This window comes from Delftia sp. K82, assembly GCF_002193035.1.
Lineage (GTDB): Bacteria > Pseudomonadota > Gammaproteobacteria > Burkholderiales > Burkholderiaceae_C > Comamonas > Comamonas acidovorans.
Map to the genome: position 1 here is coordinate 1,150,771 of NZ_MYFL01000001.1, position 12,878 is coordinate 1,163,648.

Here is a 12,878-nt window from a genome sequence, read left to right on the forward strand (position 1 = left end):
CCGGGCCTGCCCGGGCCGCAGGCCCTGGCGCCTGCGCTAGGCTGGCCGCCCATGGAGATGTATCAGCTGCGCGCCTACGTCACGGCGGCCACGCTGGGCAGCGTCACGCGCACGGCCGAGGCCCTGCACCTGACGCAGCCCGCCATCACGGCCCAGATCAAGGCGCTGGAGGAAGAACTGGGCGTGGCGCTGTTCGACCGGCGCCCGGGCCGCATCAGCCTCACGCGGGCCGGCGAGGCCCTGATGGAGCCCGCCCGGCAGGTGCTGGATGCGGCAGGACGCCTGCAGGGCCAGGCCCGCGAGCTGCAGGGCGAGATCACCGGCCAGCTGCTGCTGGGCACGGTGGCCGACCCCGAGGCGCTGCGCCTGGGCTCGCTGCTGCACGGCCTGGTGGAGGCGCTGCCGCTGCTGGACATCAAGACACGCCAGGGCTGGGCCGAGGAGTTGCGCGCGCAGGTCGCGGCCGGCGGCCTGCAGGGCGCGTTCTACATCGGCGCCCACATGCCGCGCGACCTGGGCGCCCTGGTGCTGCAGACACTGCACTACCGCGTGGCGGCGCCGCCCGCGCTGCGCGAGCGCGTCCTGCAATCGGGCTGGAAGGACCTGGCGCAACTGCCCTGGATCGGCGCGCCCGCGCAGCACCATGAGCAGGCCCTGCTGCTGGCGCTGTTCGCCCGCCAGGGGCTGAGCCCCAATCAGATCGTGGAAAGCGATGCCGCCGCCGCGCCCGAGAGCCTGGTGCGCGCCGGCCTGGGCCTGGCGCTGCTGCGCGAGGACCGCGCCCTGGCTGCGGCCGAGCATGGCTGCGTGGCTATCTGGCCGCATGCGCGCGTGTCGGCGCAGCTGGGCTTCATCCACCCGCGCGAGGCCGAGCACGACCCGGCCCTGGTGGCCACGCTGTCGCAACTGCGCAGGGTCTGGGGGCTGACCGAGGTTCAGGCGGCGGCGCCGCCGCCGGCCTGAGGGGTGCCTGCCTGGACGATGGCCTCGACCAGCGCATCGAGGCTGCCCTGGCGTTCCTGCTCGCCCACCTCGAACAGCTCCAGCACGCCGGTGCCGCGCAGGATGGCGAAGGCCATGGCCGCAAAGCCCTGGGGGCGGGGATGGTGGGCCGCGATCTCGGGGAAGACGTCCAGGAAGCGCGTGTAGAACACGCTGTCCACATGTACGCGGCGCGCGTCCACGCGGTCGAACAGCGAGGGGGAGGCCTTGCAGCCGAAGAACATGCTCCAGGCCGCCTGGTAGTTGGCCGCGCCGAAGATGTTGTCCCAGGCCAGGGTGACGAAGGTCTGTGCACGCTCGCGCAGGGGCAGGGCCTTGTCGGGCCAGACCGTGCCCTGGTCGCTCAGCGGCTCCATGACCTCGATGACCAGCCGCTCCATCAGCGCGTCGCGGCTCTCGAAGTGGTGCTGCAGCGCGCCCAGCGACACATCGGCGCCGCGCGCGATGGCCTGCAGTGTGGCGCTCTTGAAGCCGCCCTCGCGCAGCAGCGCCAGGGCGGAGTCGATGATCTTGCGTTGCGTTGTCTCCACACGCTCGGTCTGCGGCGTGCGTGCGCGCCGCTGCGTGGCGGACGTCGTCATGTTCTGGGCTCCAGAGGGCAAAAAAATAATAGTAGATTGTTTTTGTTTGTTGCGGGCGTTCAACCGTTGCCGCAGTGCGGCATGGCGGGTGGCAATGCGTCGATCGCCTTCGCTACTCCTTCTTCTTGGGCTTGTCCATAGGGATAAATTACAAGAAATAATAATTTATTGTTTTTTATAGTTGATACCCATCAACAAGGGGCGCACAACGCCCCGCATTCCAACAGGCACCCCACGAGGAGACATTGCCGTGAAGACCACCGAAGTGTTCCAACCCCTGCGCCGCCGCGCGCCTTGCTGAGAGCCGGAGCACCCCCTTGATGCACAGTTCTTCTTCGCAGGGCCATCTGGAGCGCAGGCTCAAGAACCGCCATATCCAGCTCATCGCGCTGGGCGGCACCATCGGCACGGGCCTGTTCCTGGGCTCGGCCGGCATCATCGAGCTGGCCGGCCCGTCCGTGCTGCTCGGCTACGCCATTGGCGGGCTGATCATCTTTTTCATCATGCGTTTCCTGGGCGAGATGCTGGTCGAGGAGCCCAACGCGGGCTCGTTCAGCTATTTCGCCAACCGCTACCTGGGCCGCTTCGCGGGCTTTCTGGCGGGCTGGAACTGTGTGGCGCTGTATGTGCTCGTGGGCATGCTGGAGCTGACGGCCGCAGGCAAGTTCATACAGTTCTGGTGGCCCGGCATACCCACCTGGGTGACGGCGGCGGTGTTCTTCGTGCTGATCAACGGCGTGAACTTCATCAACGTCAAGGCCTATGGCGAGTTCGAGTTCTGGTTCGCGCTGATCAAGATCGCGGCCGTGCTGGCCATGATCGCTGCGGGCGTGTATCTGCTGGCCAACGCCGACCGGTCCGAGCAGACCGTGCGCAACCTGTGGACGCACGGCGGCTTCTTTCCCAACGGCTTCTCAGGCCTGGTGATGGCCTTCGCCTTCATCATGTTCGCCTTCGGCGGCGTGGAGATGCTGGGCTTCGCGGCGGCCGAGACTGACCAGCCGCGCACCGTCATCCCCAAGGCCGTGAACCAGCTGATCTATCGCGTGCTGGTGTTCTACATCGGCTCCATGGCCGTGCTGATGTCGCTGATGCCCTGGACCGACCTGCTGGGCCAGCTCAAGGCAGGCGGCGACACCTACAGCAGCAGCCCCTTCGTGCTGGTGTTCTCGGGCCTGGGCGAGAACACGGCCGCCCACCTGCTGAACTTCGTGATCCTCACGGCCACGCTGTCGGTCTACAACAGCATGGTCTACAGCAACAGCCGCCTGCTGTACGGCATGGCCAGCGAAGGCAATGCGCCGCGCTCGCTGATGCAGGTCAACCGCCGCGGCGTGCCGGTGCGGGCCATCGTCTATCCGGCCATCTTCACGGCGCTGGCCATCGTGCTGAACTATGTGGCGCCGGCCGGCGTGCTCGAGTTGCTGATGTCGCTGATCGTGGCGGCCCTGGTGATCACCTGGACCATCATCATCGTGGCGCACTGGCGCTTTCGCCGGGCGCATGTGGCGCGCAAGACCGTGCTGGGCTTTCCCGCACCGGCCGCGCCGCTGACCAACGCCATCTGCCTGGCCGCCATGGCCCTGGTGGTGGGCGTGATGCTGCTGACACCGTCGGTGCGGTCCTCCGCGCTGGCCATTCCGATCTGGGTCCTGGTGGTCTACGGGGCCTATCGCCTCGTGTTCCGCCAACGTCCCACGCCTGTGCTGGAATCCGTACTGGAACCCGCGCACATCCCCCGTTGAAACCTTCAAGGAGAACCAACCATGGCAGACCTGTTCGACAACCCGATGGGCCTGATGGGCTTCGAATTCGTGGAATTCGCGTCGCCCGCGCCCGGCGTGCTGGAGCCGCTGTTCGAGAAGCTGGGCTTCACCCTGGTGGCCAAGCACCGTTCCAAGAACGTGCTGCTGTACCGCCAGGGAGGCATCAACTTCATCATCAACAATGAGCCGGGGCAGGCCGCCTATTTTGCGGCCGAGCACGGCGCCTCGGCCTGCGGCCTGGCCTTCCGCGTCAAGGACGCGCACCAGGCCTACAAGCGCGCGCTGGAACTGGGCGCCCAGCCGGTGGAAATCCCCACGGGTCCCATGGAGCTGCGCCTGCCTGCCATCAAGGGCATCGGCGGCGCGCCGCTGTACCTGATCGACCGCTTCGACGAAGGCAAGTCCATCTACGACATCGACTTCGAGTTCCTGCCCGGCGTGGACCGCAACCCCAAGGGCCACGGCTTCCATGTGGTGGACCACCTGACGCACAACGTCTACCGTGGCCGCATGACCTACTGGGCGGACTTCTACAGCAAGCTGTTCAATTTCCGCGAGATCCGCTACTTCGACATCTCGGGCGAGTACACCGGCCTGGCCTCCAAGGCCATGACGGCGCCCGACGGCCTGATCCGCATTCCGCTGAACGAGGAATCGCGCCAGGGCGGCGGCCAGATCGAGGAATTCCTCATGCAGTTCAACGGCGAGGGAATCCAGCACATCGCGCTGCTGACGGACAACCTGCTGGACTCCATCGACCAGCTGCAGATGGCCGGCATTCCGCTGCTGACCGCGCCCAACGACATCTACTACCAGAACCTGGAAGGCCGCCTGCCCGGCCACGGCCAGCCCGTGGGCGAGCTGCAGGCACGCGGCATCCTGCTGGACGGCACGACCGAGGGCGGCCAGCCGCGCCTGCTGCTGCAGATCTTCTCCCAGCCCATGCTGGGCCCCGTGTTCTTCGAGTTCATCGAGCGCAAGGGCAACTACCGCGAGGGCTTCGGCGAAGGCAATTTCAAGGCCCTGTTCGAGTCCATGGAGCGCGACCAGATCAACCGCGGCGTGCTGCAGGCCGAGGCACCGCAGGGCGCCTGATCCCGACGGACGCAGCGCGCCCGCCCGGCCCTGGCCGGGTGGGCGCGCTGTCGTCAGGGTAAACACGGGCGGCCCTACACTCGGTGCCCATGAATTCCCCCTCGATGCAACCGGTGGCGCTCGGTCAAAGCGCATTGCAAGTCAGCCCCATCTGCCTGGGCACCATGACGTTCGGCGAGCAGGTCGGCGAGGCCGAGGCCTTTGCCATCATGGACCGCGCGCTGGAACGCGGCGTGGACTTCTTCGACACGGCCGAGATGTATGCCGTGCCCGCACGCGCCGAAACCTGCGGCGCCACCGAGACCATCATCGGCCGCTGGTTCGCCCAGCGCCCCGGCGCGCGCGCCAAGGTCGTGCTGGCCACCAAGGTGGCCGGTCCTTCGCGGGGCATGCCCTGGGTGCGCGAGGGCAAGGGCATGACGGCGGCCGACATCGCCGCCTCCTGCGAAGGCAGCCTGCGCCGCCTGGGCACGGACGTGATCGACCTCTACCAGATCCACTGGCCCGAGCGCAATGTGCCGGCCTTCGGCCAGCTGTACTACGACCCGTCCAAGGAAAGCTCGCAGACCGGCATCCACGAGCAGCTTGAGGCGCTGGGCCGCCTGGTCCGGGAAGGCAAGGTGCGCCACATCGGCCTGTCCAATGAAACGCCCTGGGGCGTGCACGAATTCGTGCGCCTGGCCGAGCAGCACGGCCTGCCGCGCGTGGCCTCGGTGCAGAACGCCTACTGCCTGCTCAACCGCAGCTGGGAAAACGGCATGGACGAAAGCTGCCACCGCCTGGGTGTCTCGCTGCTGGCCTATTCGCCGCTGGCCTTCGGCCTGCTCACGGGCAAGTTCGACGTGCATGCGCCCACCGATCCCGCTGCGCCGCAGGCCGCACGCATTGCGCGCTACGAGTCCGTGCGCAAGCAGCGCTGGGGCCGGCCCGAAGCCCTGGCCGCCGCGCGCCGCTACAACGCGCTGGCGCGCGAGCATGGCATGACGCCCACGCAGCTGGCGCTGGCGTTTTGCTACACCAAGTGGCAGGTGGCCAGCACCATCATCGGCGTGACCTCGGTGGCCCAGCTCGATGAGGACTTGAACGCCTGGGGCACGCAACTGTCGCCCGAACTGCTGTTGGCCATCGACGCCATCCGCTGGGAAGTGCGCGACCCTGCGCAATAGGCCTAGGCCCTGTGCCTTCAGCGGCTGCACTCGCCCTTGAGCGCGGCGGCCGCCAGCATGGGCAGGCTCAGCAGGCCCATGCCGCCGCCCTTGAACTCGCCTCTCATGCAGTCGCCCTGGGCGGCCTCGCGCATGCCGCTGGCCAGCGGGTCCTCGCGCTGCGCATGGATCTGGGGCCTGACCAGGCCTTGCCGGGCCGCCGACTGCACGGCCTCGCGGCCTGCGGCCGAGTCCAGCAGGCGGCCCATGGCCCTGGCGCTGCGCGCCGTGTCCGGGACGGCCTCGGTGTCGGCGGGCACAGGCGCTTGCCGCGCGGCGGTTGTTGCGGCCTGCTCCGTGGCCTTTGCAGCCCCTGCGCTCTGCCTTGATGGCGGTGCGACGGCGGCGGTGTCCGGCCGTCGCGTAGGCGCGGGCGCGGGCGCGGGCGCCGGTCCGGGCCTGGCAGCCGCTGGAGCAGGAGAGGGGGCCGGCGTCGGCGTCGAAGTCGGCGTCTCGACCCAGACCACCTGAAGGCGGTGCGCCTCGGCCTGCCCGGTGCCGGGCCGCGCAATGTCCGGGGCCAGACCCTGCCACAGCAGCACCCCATGCAGCAGCAGCGACAGCAGCAGGCCCGCGATCAGCCGCAGCCGTCCGCTGCTCAAGCCTCGGGCCCTGCCACCCATTCCAGCAGGTCGCCGGGCTGGCACTGCAGTGCCTCGCAGATGCGCTCCAGTGTGTCGAAGCGCACGCCGCGCACCTTGCCGCTCTTGAGCAGGGAAATATTCTGTTCGGTGATGCCGACCATCTCGGCCAGTTCGCGCGAACGCATCTTGCGGCGCGCCAGCATCACATCGAGGTGGACGATGATGGGCATGGTTCAGTCGCCATCCCGGAATCGGTTGGCGTCGCGAAGGAAGATCACCAGGGCCAGCAGGATCAGGCCCAGCAGCACCAATGCGGCCTCGTACAGGTGCAGCGAGAGCGGGCGCTGGCCGGGGAGCACCATGAGGTGGATCGTGATGGGAACGCCGCTCATACGAATCCCGCGTTCTCGTCGGCGATGCGCCGCGCCTGCAGCATCACATGGGCGATGGAGACCAGCACCACCCCGAGCAGGACCAGCAGGCCATCGTGCCAGTACAGGCCCAGCGTGACGAAGCGCTGCCCTGGCGGATTGCCCATGCTGGCCGCCACCGACATCAGCGCGCGCGTGAAGGGCAGGGCCAGCGCGCCCGCCAGCACCGTCCAGGCAAAGCGCATCAGGGCGTGCTGCGCCTGCTGGCCGAAGACCCGGCCCTGCAGGTACTCGCCGAACAGTGTCCACAACTGGCGCAGCGCATACAGGCCGCAGCCCACGGGCAGCAGGCTGACCAGTGCGGTGCGCCAGCGCGCAGCCATGTCCAGCGGCTGGCCGGGCGGCATGCCCAGCAGGCCTTCCGCCTGGCCCGAAAGATCTTGCGGCGACAGCAGGGCGGCTGCCGGCAGGGCCAGCAGCGCGACGGCACCGAGCGCAATCAGGATGCGCGCCGCCTGGGAGTGGCGCCTCAGGGCGTTGCCCGCGGCGTGGGGCGTATAGTTCATGGCACAGCCTTGTATTGATGAATCGATAAAAAATTATTGTAAAACGATAAAAAATTCATGTCCAAGAAAAACTCTCATGTCAGCGAGACACCGGCCACGCAGCTGCTGCGCGCCCACAAGGTGGAGTTCACCGAGCACCCCTATGAGTACCTGGAACACGGCGGCACCGAGCACAGCGCGGCCAGCCTGGGCCTTGACGAGCACATGGTGGTCAAGACCCTGGTGATGCAGGACCAGGATGCCAGGCCGCTGATCGTGCTCATGCACGGCGACTGCAAGGTCTCCACCAAGAACCTGGCACGGCAGATCGGCGCCAAGAGCGTGGAGCCCTGCAAGCCCGAAGTCGCCAACCGCCACAGCGGCTACCTGGTCGGCGGCACCTCGCCCTTCGGCACGCGCCGCGACATGCCGGTCTATATCGAAGAGAGCATCCTGGCGCTGCCGCGCATCGCCATCAACGGCGGGCGCCGGGGCTTTCTGGTGCAGCTGGACCCGCAGGTCTGCGTGCAACTGCTGGATGCACGGCCCGTGCACTGCGCGCTGGCAGAATAGATGCCCTGAAGAAATGAACACGACTTGCGCACACGGGAAGGCGGCCACCGCCTCCACCGGGTTCGCGCAGGTCCTGATGAAAAACATGTGTCGGCGATCAGGGAGGGCGGGCCATCATGGCCGGCCGGATCGCGCGCCGGCGCTCCACAGACCGGCCAAGGACTTCAATTGAACGCGCTCTACCCCCTTCTCGCCACCGTGGCGGCCTACCTGATCGGCTCGCTGTCGTTCGCCGTCATCGTCAGCCGGGCCATGGGCCTGAACGATCCGCGCACCTATGGCAGCGGCAACCCCGGCGCCACCAATGTGCTGCGCTCCGGCAGCAAGGCGGCCGCAGCCGTGACCCTGTTGCTGGATGCGGCCAAGGGCTGGCTGCCCGTGGCCCTGGTGCAATGGTTCGGCAGCCGCTTCGGCCTGGGCGACGGCACGGTGGCCATGGTGGCGCTGGCCGCCTTCCTGGGCCACCTGTACCCGGTGTTCTTCCGCTTCAAGGGCGGCAAGGGCGTGGCCACGGCCCTGGGCGTGCTGCTGGGCATCAGCGTCTGGCTGGGCCTGGCGGTGGCGCTGACCTGGCTGATCATTGCCGTGTTCTTCCGCTATTCCTCGCTGGCGGCCCTGGTGGCCTCCGTGTTCGCCCCCGTCTACTACCTCCTGTGCAGTGGCGTGGTCTGGTATGCCGAGACGCCGATTGCCGCCGCCATCGTCGCCATGGCGGCCCTGCTGATCTGGCGCCACCGCGAGAACATCCAGCGCCTGATGGCCGGCAAGGAATCCAGGCTGGGCAGCAAGAAGGCCGACCCGGCAGCCGCCGCGGCCAAGCCCGGCACGGCCAAAGGCAAGCCGCATTGACCGCCGCCACCGCGCTGCGCTCCACGGGCGCAGCTTGCGTGAATGGCGTGGCCCGCCAGCCGCGCTCCAGGCCCTCTCACCACTGACGACCTTCCCACATGGCATCGAGTCCATCGCAGCGCGTCTACCGCGCACCTTGCCCCGGCTGCGGCGCGCCCGTGGAATTTTCCAGCGCCCAGGCCAGCTACGCCGTCTGCGAGTTCTGCCGCAGCACCGTGGTGCGCCAGGGCGATGTGCTGCAGCGCCGCGGCTCCATGGCCGAGGTCTTCGAGGACTACAGCCCCCTGCGCATCGGCGCCACGGGCCAGATGCTGCGCAACGGCAAGCCCGAGCACTTCACCCTGGTCGGGCGGCTGCAGCTCAAGAGCGAGGCGGGCGCCTGGAGCGAATGGGTGGCCGCGTTCAGCGATGGTGCGCTGGGCTTTCTGAGCGAGGACAACGGCCAGTTCGTCTGGTCCTGGCCCTGGGAGGCCGAGGCCCTGCGCAATGGGCCGTTCAAGGCCTCCGACTGGCTGCTGGGCTCGCAGCGCGTGCTGGGCGGCAAGAGCTTCACCGTCAGCAGCGTGCAGAACGCGCGGCTGGTATCGGCCCAGGGCGAGCTGGCGCAGCTTCCCGAGCCCGGCACGCCGTACTGGCTGGTGGAGCTGCGCAGCGAGCAGGGCCAGGTCCTGTCCGTGGACTTCTCGGCCCAGCCGCCTGCGCTGAGCCTGGGCGAACGCGTGGTGCTGGACGACCTCAGGCTGCAGGGCCTGCGCGACGGCGCCTCGCTCAAGGGCGAGCAGGGCAGGCACTTCAACTGCCCCAAGTGCGGCGCCGTGGTGCCCGTGCGCTTCACCACCACCAAGAGCCTGAGCTGCCCCAGTTGCGGATCGCTGGTGGACCTGAGCCAGGGCATTGGCAAGGAACTGTCCTATGCCGAACAGAACGAGCCCGTGCGCCCCGCCATCCCCCTGGGCAGCAAGGGTGCATTGGAAGGCCTGCAATGGCAGGTGGTGGGCTTTCAGCACCGCATGGGCCAGGAGCCTGGCGACGACGAGAGCTTTGGCTGGGAGGAATACCTGCTGTTCAGCCAGAAGGCCGGCTTCGCCTTCCTGGTCGATTCCTCCGATGGCTGGAGCATGGCCCGCGTGACCACGGGCGTGCCCAAGCTCTCCAAGAACCGCAGCACGGCCAAGTACATGGGCCGGCAGTACCAGCTTGAATCGCGCTACACGGCCGAGACCACCTATGCGCTGGGCGAGTTCTACTGGCCCGTGCAGCGCGGCCAGACCACGCGCAATGTGGACTATGTGAGCGCAGGCGCGCAGAACAAGGCCTTTCTGGCCAGCGAGACCGAGAACGGCGAGACCACCTGGTCGCATGGCAGCGCCGTCTCGGCCACCACGCTGGCCACGGCCTTCGGCCTCAAGCAGCTGCGGGACCGCTCGCAGGTCGGCGTGATGTCGGGCAGCCGCTTCGGCCTGTGGACCATCGTCATCGGCGTGGTCATCCTGTGGCTGGTGTTCGTCATGCTGCGCGGCTGCATGTCGCGCCCGAACTGCAACCCGAACACCGATCCCAACTGCAACAGCTACACCCGCAGCAGCGGCGGCTCCTGGGGTGGCTACACCTCGGGCGGCAGCCACAAGTAAACAACGGAGAAACTGATCATGAACTTCGACTGGTTCAACCCCGCCGCCTTCTTCGGCTCGATCCTCTATGCGCTGGTGGGCGTGGTGGTGTTCTGGCTGTGCTTCATCATCATCGACAAGATCACGCCCGTGGACATGTGGGCCGAGATCGTCGAGAAGCACAACAAGGCGCTGGCCATGGTGGTGGCCGCCATGTGCCTGGGCATCAGCATCATCGTCGCTGCCGCCATCCACTGAACGGGGCCGCCTGGCCCCCCTGCACTCCCCATCTCCCGCCGACACGCAGCCCGCCTGAAAAGGTGCGGCTGCGCTGCGCATGGTGGCGTTGCTGCGTCGCAACAAATTCCTTGTTGATAGTGAGTTTGCAAATGATATTCGTTTGCATTCTAAATAGAATCGCCCCCTTCATTCGAAGAGAGGGTTTCCATGACAGACCATCAAGCTGCCCGCAGGGCAAGGCTTTCAGTGGGTGTGACCGCTGGCATCATCACCACCGCGCTGGCGGGCGCAGTCCATGCCCAGGAGGCCGCTCCAGCCGTTCCAGCTGATCCGGCCCAGACGCAGACGCAGCCGCAGACGCAGACGCAGCCTCAACAGGCGCACACCCTGCCCACGCTGCAGGTCAACGCCTCCCAGTACGACCCTGACGACGTGCGCCCCGAAGGCGTGACCACGGCGACCAAGACCTATCTGGCGCCCAAGGACATCCCGCAGACCATCGATACGCTGGAGGTCAACAAGTACAAGAGCTACGGCATCAACGACCTGGCCACCATGCTGGACGGCGTGCCGGGCGTGAACACCACCTACGACATGCGTGGCGAGGGCGTGTACATCCGCGGCTTCAAGGCCGACGAGAGCGACATCTACCGCGACGGCGTGCGAGAAAGCGGCCAGGTGCGCCGCAGCACGGCCAATGTGGAGCGCATCGAGATCCTCAAGGGACCGGCCTCCGTGCTCTACGGCCGCAGCGCGGGCGGCGGCGTGGTCAACATGGTGAGCAAGCAGGCGCGCTTCGACGCCAAGAGCAGCATCACGCTGCGCGGCGGCTCCTGGGACAACGTGGGCGGCACCATCGACATCAACCGCGTGCTCAACGAGAACGTGGCCGTGCGCCTGACGGCCGACCGCGAGCAGGCGCACAGCTTCCGCGAAGGCATACGCAACCGCAACGAGATGGTCTCGCCCAGCATCCTGGTGGACACCCGCACCGGGTGGCGCTGGACCGGCCAGTACACCTATGACAACGTCTGGCGCGTGCCCGATCGCGGTCCGGTCTATGACCAGTTGCCAGCCGGCGTTTCCATCCGCAAGGGCTTCGCGGCGCCGGGCGACTACGTGGAAGATCGCCTGCGCGTGCTGCGCTCCGACCTGTCCTATGACTTCAACAACCGCTGGAACCTGCGCTGGGTGGCCAGCAAGCGCGAGGCCAGCCAGGATTTCGACCACTATTTCGCCGGCACCTACCGTGCCGCCACCGGCAAGATCACGCCCAACTACGCCTGGCAGCAGACCCGCAACACCACGCTGTCCAATACGCTGGACCTGACGGGCAAGTTCAGCACGGGCAGCATCAAGCACGATCTGCTGGTGGGCCTGGAGGCCAGCGAGGAAGAGCGCGCGCCGCGCGTCGGCCAGCCCGGCAGCACCTTCTCCTACGATCCGTTGCAGCCCATCGTCTGGCCCAGCCGTCCGGTGCAGGGCAATCCGACCCAGGACAACTATCACAAGGGCAAGGGCCAGGCGCTGTACATGCAGGACCTGGTCAGCCTGACCGAGCAGTGGAAGCTGCTGCTGGGCCTGCGCTACGACAGCTACGACTTCCAGAGCACCAACAAGATCGCCAACCTCACGCGCAAGACCGACGGCAACGGCTTCAGCCCGCGCGTGGGCGTGGTGTGGCAGCCGGTGCGTGAGCACAGCTTCTATGCGTCCTGGAACAAGAGCTACTCGCCCTATGGCGGTCGCGGCATCCTGACCGTGGAAACCGCCGTGGGCGCGGTGCCGGACGACGAGCCCCAGTACTCGCGCCAGTCCGAGGTCGGCGTCAAGAGCGACTGGCTGGGCGGCGCGCTGTCCACCCAGGTCTCCGTCTACCAGCTGGAGAAGTACAACATCCGCTACCGCCCCGATCCCGAGAATGATCCCTACACCTGGGCCATCCGGGGCAAGGACCGTTCGCGCGGCATCGAGTTCAGCGCGGCTGGCCGCGTGGCCAGTTCCTGGTATGTGCGCGGTGGCGTGGCCTTCATGGAGGCCAAGGTGGCTGAAGACGCGCAAAACCCTGCCAACGTGGGCCTGTACCTGCGTGACACGGCCAAGCGCAACGGCAACCTGTTCCTGCGCTATGCGCCCAAGGGCCCCTGGTATGGCGAAGTCGGCGTGACCTACACGGGCAGCCGCTTCACCAACGCCGCCAACACGGCTCTCCTGCCCGGCTACACGCGCTGGGATGCGCTGGTGGGCTGGCGCCAGGACGCCTGGACCGTGACCGTGGCGCTGTCCAACCTGTTCGACAAGCAGTACTGGCGCTCCAGCTCCATGCCAGGCGCACCGCGCAGCGTTCTGGTCAGCGCCAACTACCAGTTCTGACGGCGGCGCCCGAGGCGCTGCGCTCCTTCCCGCTTTGCACGGTGTCCGTTGCACGCGGGAAGGGGCGCATCGCGCACAATACCG

14 protein-coding genes are annotated in these 12,878 nt (G+C 67.5%); 9 read left to right on the forward strand and 5 right to left on the reverse strand.

Going from position 1 to position 12,878, the window contains the following annotated elements; genetic code table 11:
- The first annotated feature begins 51 nt into the window (after positions 1–51).
- Positions 52–963, forward strand: coding sequence for a LysR family transcriptional regulator (locus tag KDK82_RS05010; RefSeq protein ID WP_016449232.1), 912 nt, complete (start codon positions 52–54; stop codon positions 961–963).
- Here the strand turns inward: KDK82_RS05010 and KDK82_RS05015 are convergent.
- On the reverse strand, positions 936–1,583 hold the full coding sequence (locus KDK82_RS05015) for a TetR/AcrR family transcriptional regulator (protein ID WP_047218409.1): 648 nt from the start codon (positions 1,581–1,583) through the stop codon (positions 936–938). The two genes, KDK82_RS05010 and KDK82_RS05015, sit on opposite strands and share 28 nt — an antisense overlap.
- 320 nt (positions 1,584–1,903) lie before the next feature.
- Between KDK82_RS05015 and KDK82_RS05020 the strand changes: the two genes are divergently transcribed.
- The 3 genes from KDK82_RS05020 to KDK82_RS05030 all read left to right on the forward strand — a co-directional run bounded on the left by KDK82_RS05020 (position 1,904) and on the right by KDK82_RS05030 (position 5,610).
- The gene (locus tag KDK82_RS05020) at positions 1,904–3,328 is read left to right on the forward strand and encodes an amino acid permease (protein WP_088164168.1); all 1,425 of its coding nucleotides are present in this window, start codon (positions 1,904–1,906) and stop codon (positions 3,326–3,328) included.
- Positions 3,329–3,349: 21 nt separating this feature from the next.
- Positions 3,350–4,444, forward strand: coding sequence for a 4-hydroxyphenylpyruvate dioxygenase (hppD, locus tag KDK82_RS05025; protein WP_063325866.1), 1,095 nt, complete (start codon positions 3,350–3,352; stop codon positions 4,442–4,444).
- Between the two features lie 104 nt (positions 4,445–4,548).
- Complete coding sequence (locus tag KDK82_RS05030) at positions 4,549–5,610, forward strand: aldo/keto reductase (protein WP_088164169.1); 1,062 nt, start codon at positions 4,549–4,551, stop codon at positions 5,608–5,610.
- A 17-nt stretch (positions 5,611–5,627) separates the two neighbouring features.
- Here the strand turns inward: KDK82_RS05030 and KDK82_RS05035 are convergent, their stop codons facing one another.
- The 4 genes from KDK82_RS05035 to KDK82_RS05045 are packed head-to-tail and all read right to left on the reverse strand — an operon-like array spanning position 5,628 to position 7,170.
- Positions 5,628–6,251: a hypothetical protein gene (locus KDK82_RS05035; RefSeq protein WP_088164170.1), complete on the reverse strand. Its 624-nt coding sequence runs from the start codon at positions 6,249–6,251 to the stop codon at positions 5,628–5,630.
- Positions 6,248–6,463, reverse strand: coding sequence for a helix-turn-helix transcriptional regulator (locus KDK82_RS05040; protein WP_013801570.1), 216 nt, complete (start codon positions 6,461–6,463; stop codon positions 6,248–6,250). The genes KDK82_RS05035 and KDK82_RS05040 overlap by 4 nt, the downstream gene beginning before the upstream one ends.
- Before the next feature lie 3 nt (positions 6,464–6,466).
- Complete coding sequence (locus KDK82_RS32605; RefSeq protein WP_179217848.1) at positions 6,467–6,625, reverse strand: hypothetical protein; 159 nt, start codon at positions 6,623–6,625, stop codon at positions 6,467–6,469.
- On the reverse strand, positions 6,622–7,170 hold the full coding sequence (locus KDK82_RS05045; RefSeq protein ID WP_013801571.1) for a DUF2975 domain-containing protein: 549 nt from the start codon (positions 7,168–7,170) through the stop codon (positions 6,622–6,624). Before KDK82_RS05045 ends, KDK82_RS32605 begins: the two co-directional genes overlap by 4 nt.
- Before the next feature lie 57 nt (positions 7,171–7,227).
- Between KDK82_RS05045 and ybaK the strand changes: the two genes are divergently transcribed.
- The 5 genes from ybaK to KDK82_RS05070 all read left to right on the forward strand — a co-directional run bounded on the left by ybaK (position 7,228) and on the right by KDK82_RS05070 (position 12,794).
- Positions 7,228–7,722, forward strand: coding sequence for a Cys-tRNA(Pro) deacylase (gene ybaK, locus KDK82_RS05050; protein WP_012206589.1), 495 nt, complete (start codon positions 7,228–7,230; stop codon positions 7,720–7,722).
- A 168-nt stretch (positions 7,723–7,890) separates the two neighbouring features.
- Positions 7,891–8,571, forward strand: coding sequence for a glycerol-3-phosphate 1-O-acyltransferase PlsY (plsY, locus tag KDK82_RS05055; protein WP_013801572.1), 681 nt, complete (start codon positions 7,891–7,893; stop codon positions 8,569–8,571).
- 98 nt (positions 8,572–8,669) lie between these two features.
- On the forward strand, positions 8,670–10,202 hold the full coding sequence (locus KDK82_RS05060) for a DUF4178 domain-containing protein (protein WP_088164171.1): 1,533 nt from the start codon (positions 8,670–8,672) through the stop codon (positions 10,200–10,202).
- 18 nt (positions 10,203–10,220) lie between these two features.
- A complete protein-coding gene (locus tag KDK82_RS05065; protein WP_013801574.1) occupies positions 10,221–10,439 on the forward strand; it encodes a DUF350 domain-containing protein in 219 nt (72 codons plus the stop codon).
- Between the two features lie 189 nt (positions 10,440–10,628).
- Positions 10,629–12,794 carry a TonB-dependent siderophore receptor gene (locus KDK82_RS05070; RefSeq protein ID WP_088164172.1) on the forward strand — a complete coding sequence of 722 codons (2,166 nt, stop codon included), beginning with the start codon at positions 10,629–10,631 and terminating at the stop codon, positions 12,792–12,794.
- Positions 12,795–12,878 lie beyond the last annotated feature (84 nt).

Coding starts and splice junctions, on each gene's coding strand:
- KDK82_RS05010 (WP_016449232.1), top strand. CDS start 52: ATGGAGATGTATCAGCTGCGCGCCTACGTCACGGCGGCCACGCTGGGC.
- KDK82_RS05030 (WP_088164169.1), top strand. CDS start 4,549: ATGCAACCGGTGGCGCTCGGTCAAAGCGCATTGCAAGTCAGCCCCATC.
- ybaK (WP_012206589.1), top strand. CDS start 7,228: ATGTCCAAGAAAAACTCTCATGTCAGCGAGACACCGGCCACGCAGCTG.
- KDK82_RS05015 (WP_047218409.1), bottom strand. CDS start 1,583: ATGACGACGTCCGCCACGCAGCGGCGCGCACGCACGCCGCAGACCGAG.
- KDK82_RS32605 (WP_179217848.1), bottom strand. CDS start 6,625: ATGAGCGGCGTTCCCATCACGATCCACCTCATGGTGCTCCCCGGCCAG.
- KDK82_RS05020 (WP_088164168.1), top strand. CDS start 1,904: ATGCACAGTTCTTCTTCGCAGGGCCATCTGGAGCGCAGGCTCAAGAAC.
- hppD (WP_063325866.1), top strand. CDS start 3,350: ATGGCAGACCTGTTCGACAACCCGATGGGCCTGATGGGCTTCGAATTC.
- KDK82_RS05070 (WP_088164172.1), top strand. CDS start 10,629: ATGACAGACCATCAAGCTGCCCGCAGGGCAAGGCTTTCAGTGGGTGTG.
- KDK82_RS05045 (WP_013801571.1), bottom strand. CDS start 7,170: ATGAACTATACGCCCCACGCCGCGGGCAACGCCCTGAGGCGCCACTCC.
- KDK82_RS05060 (WP_088164171.1), top strand. CDS start 8,670: ATGGCATCGAGTCCATCGCAGCGCGTCTACCGCGCACCTTGCCCCGGC.
- KDK82_RS05040 (WP_013801570.1), bottom strand. CDS start 6,463: ATGCCCATCATCGTCCACCTCGATGTGATGCTGGCGCGCCGCAAGATG.
- KDK82_RS05065 (WP_013801574.1), top strand. CDS start 10,221: ATGAACTTCGACTGGTTCAACCCCGCCGCCTTCTTCGGCTCGATCCTC.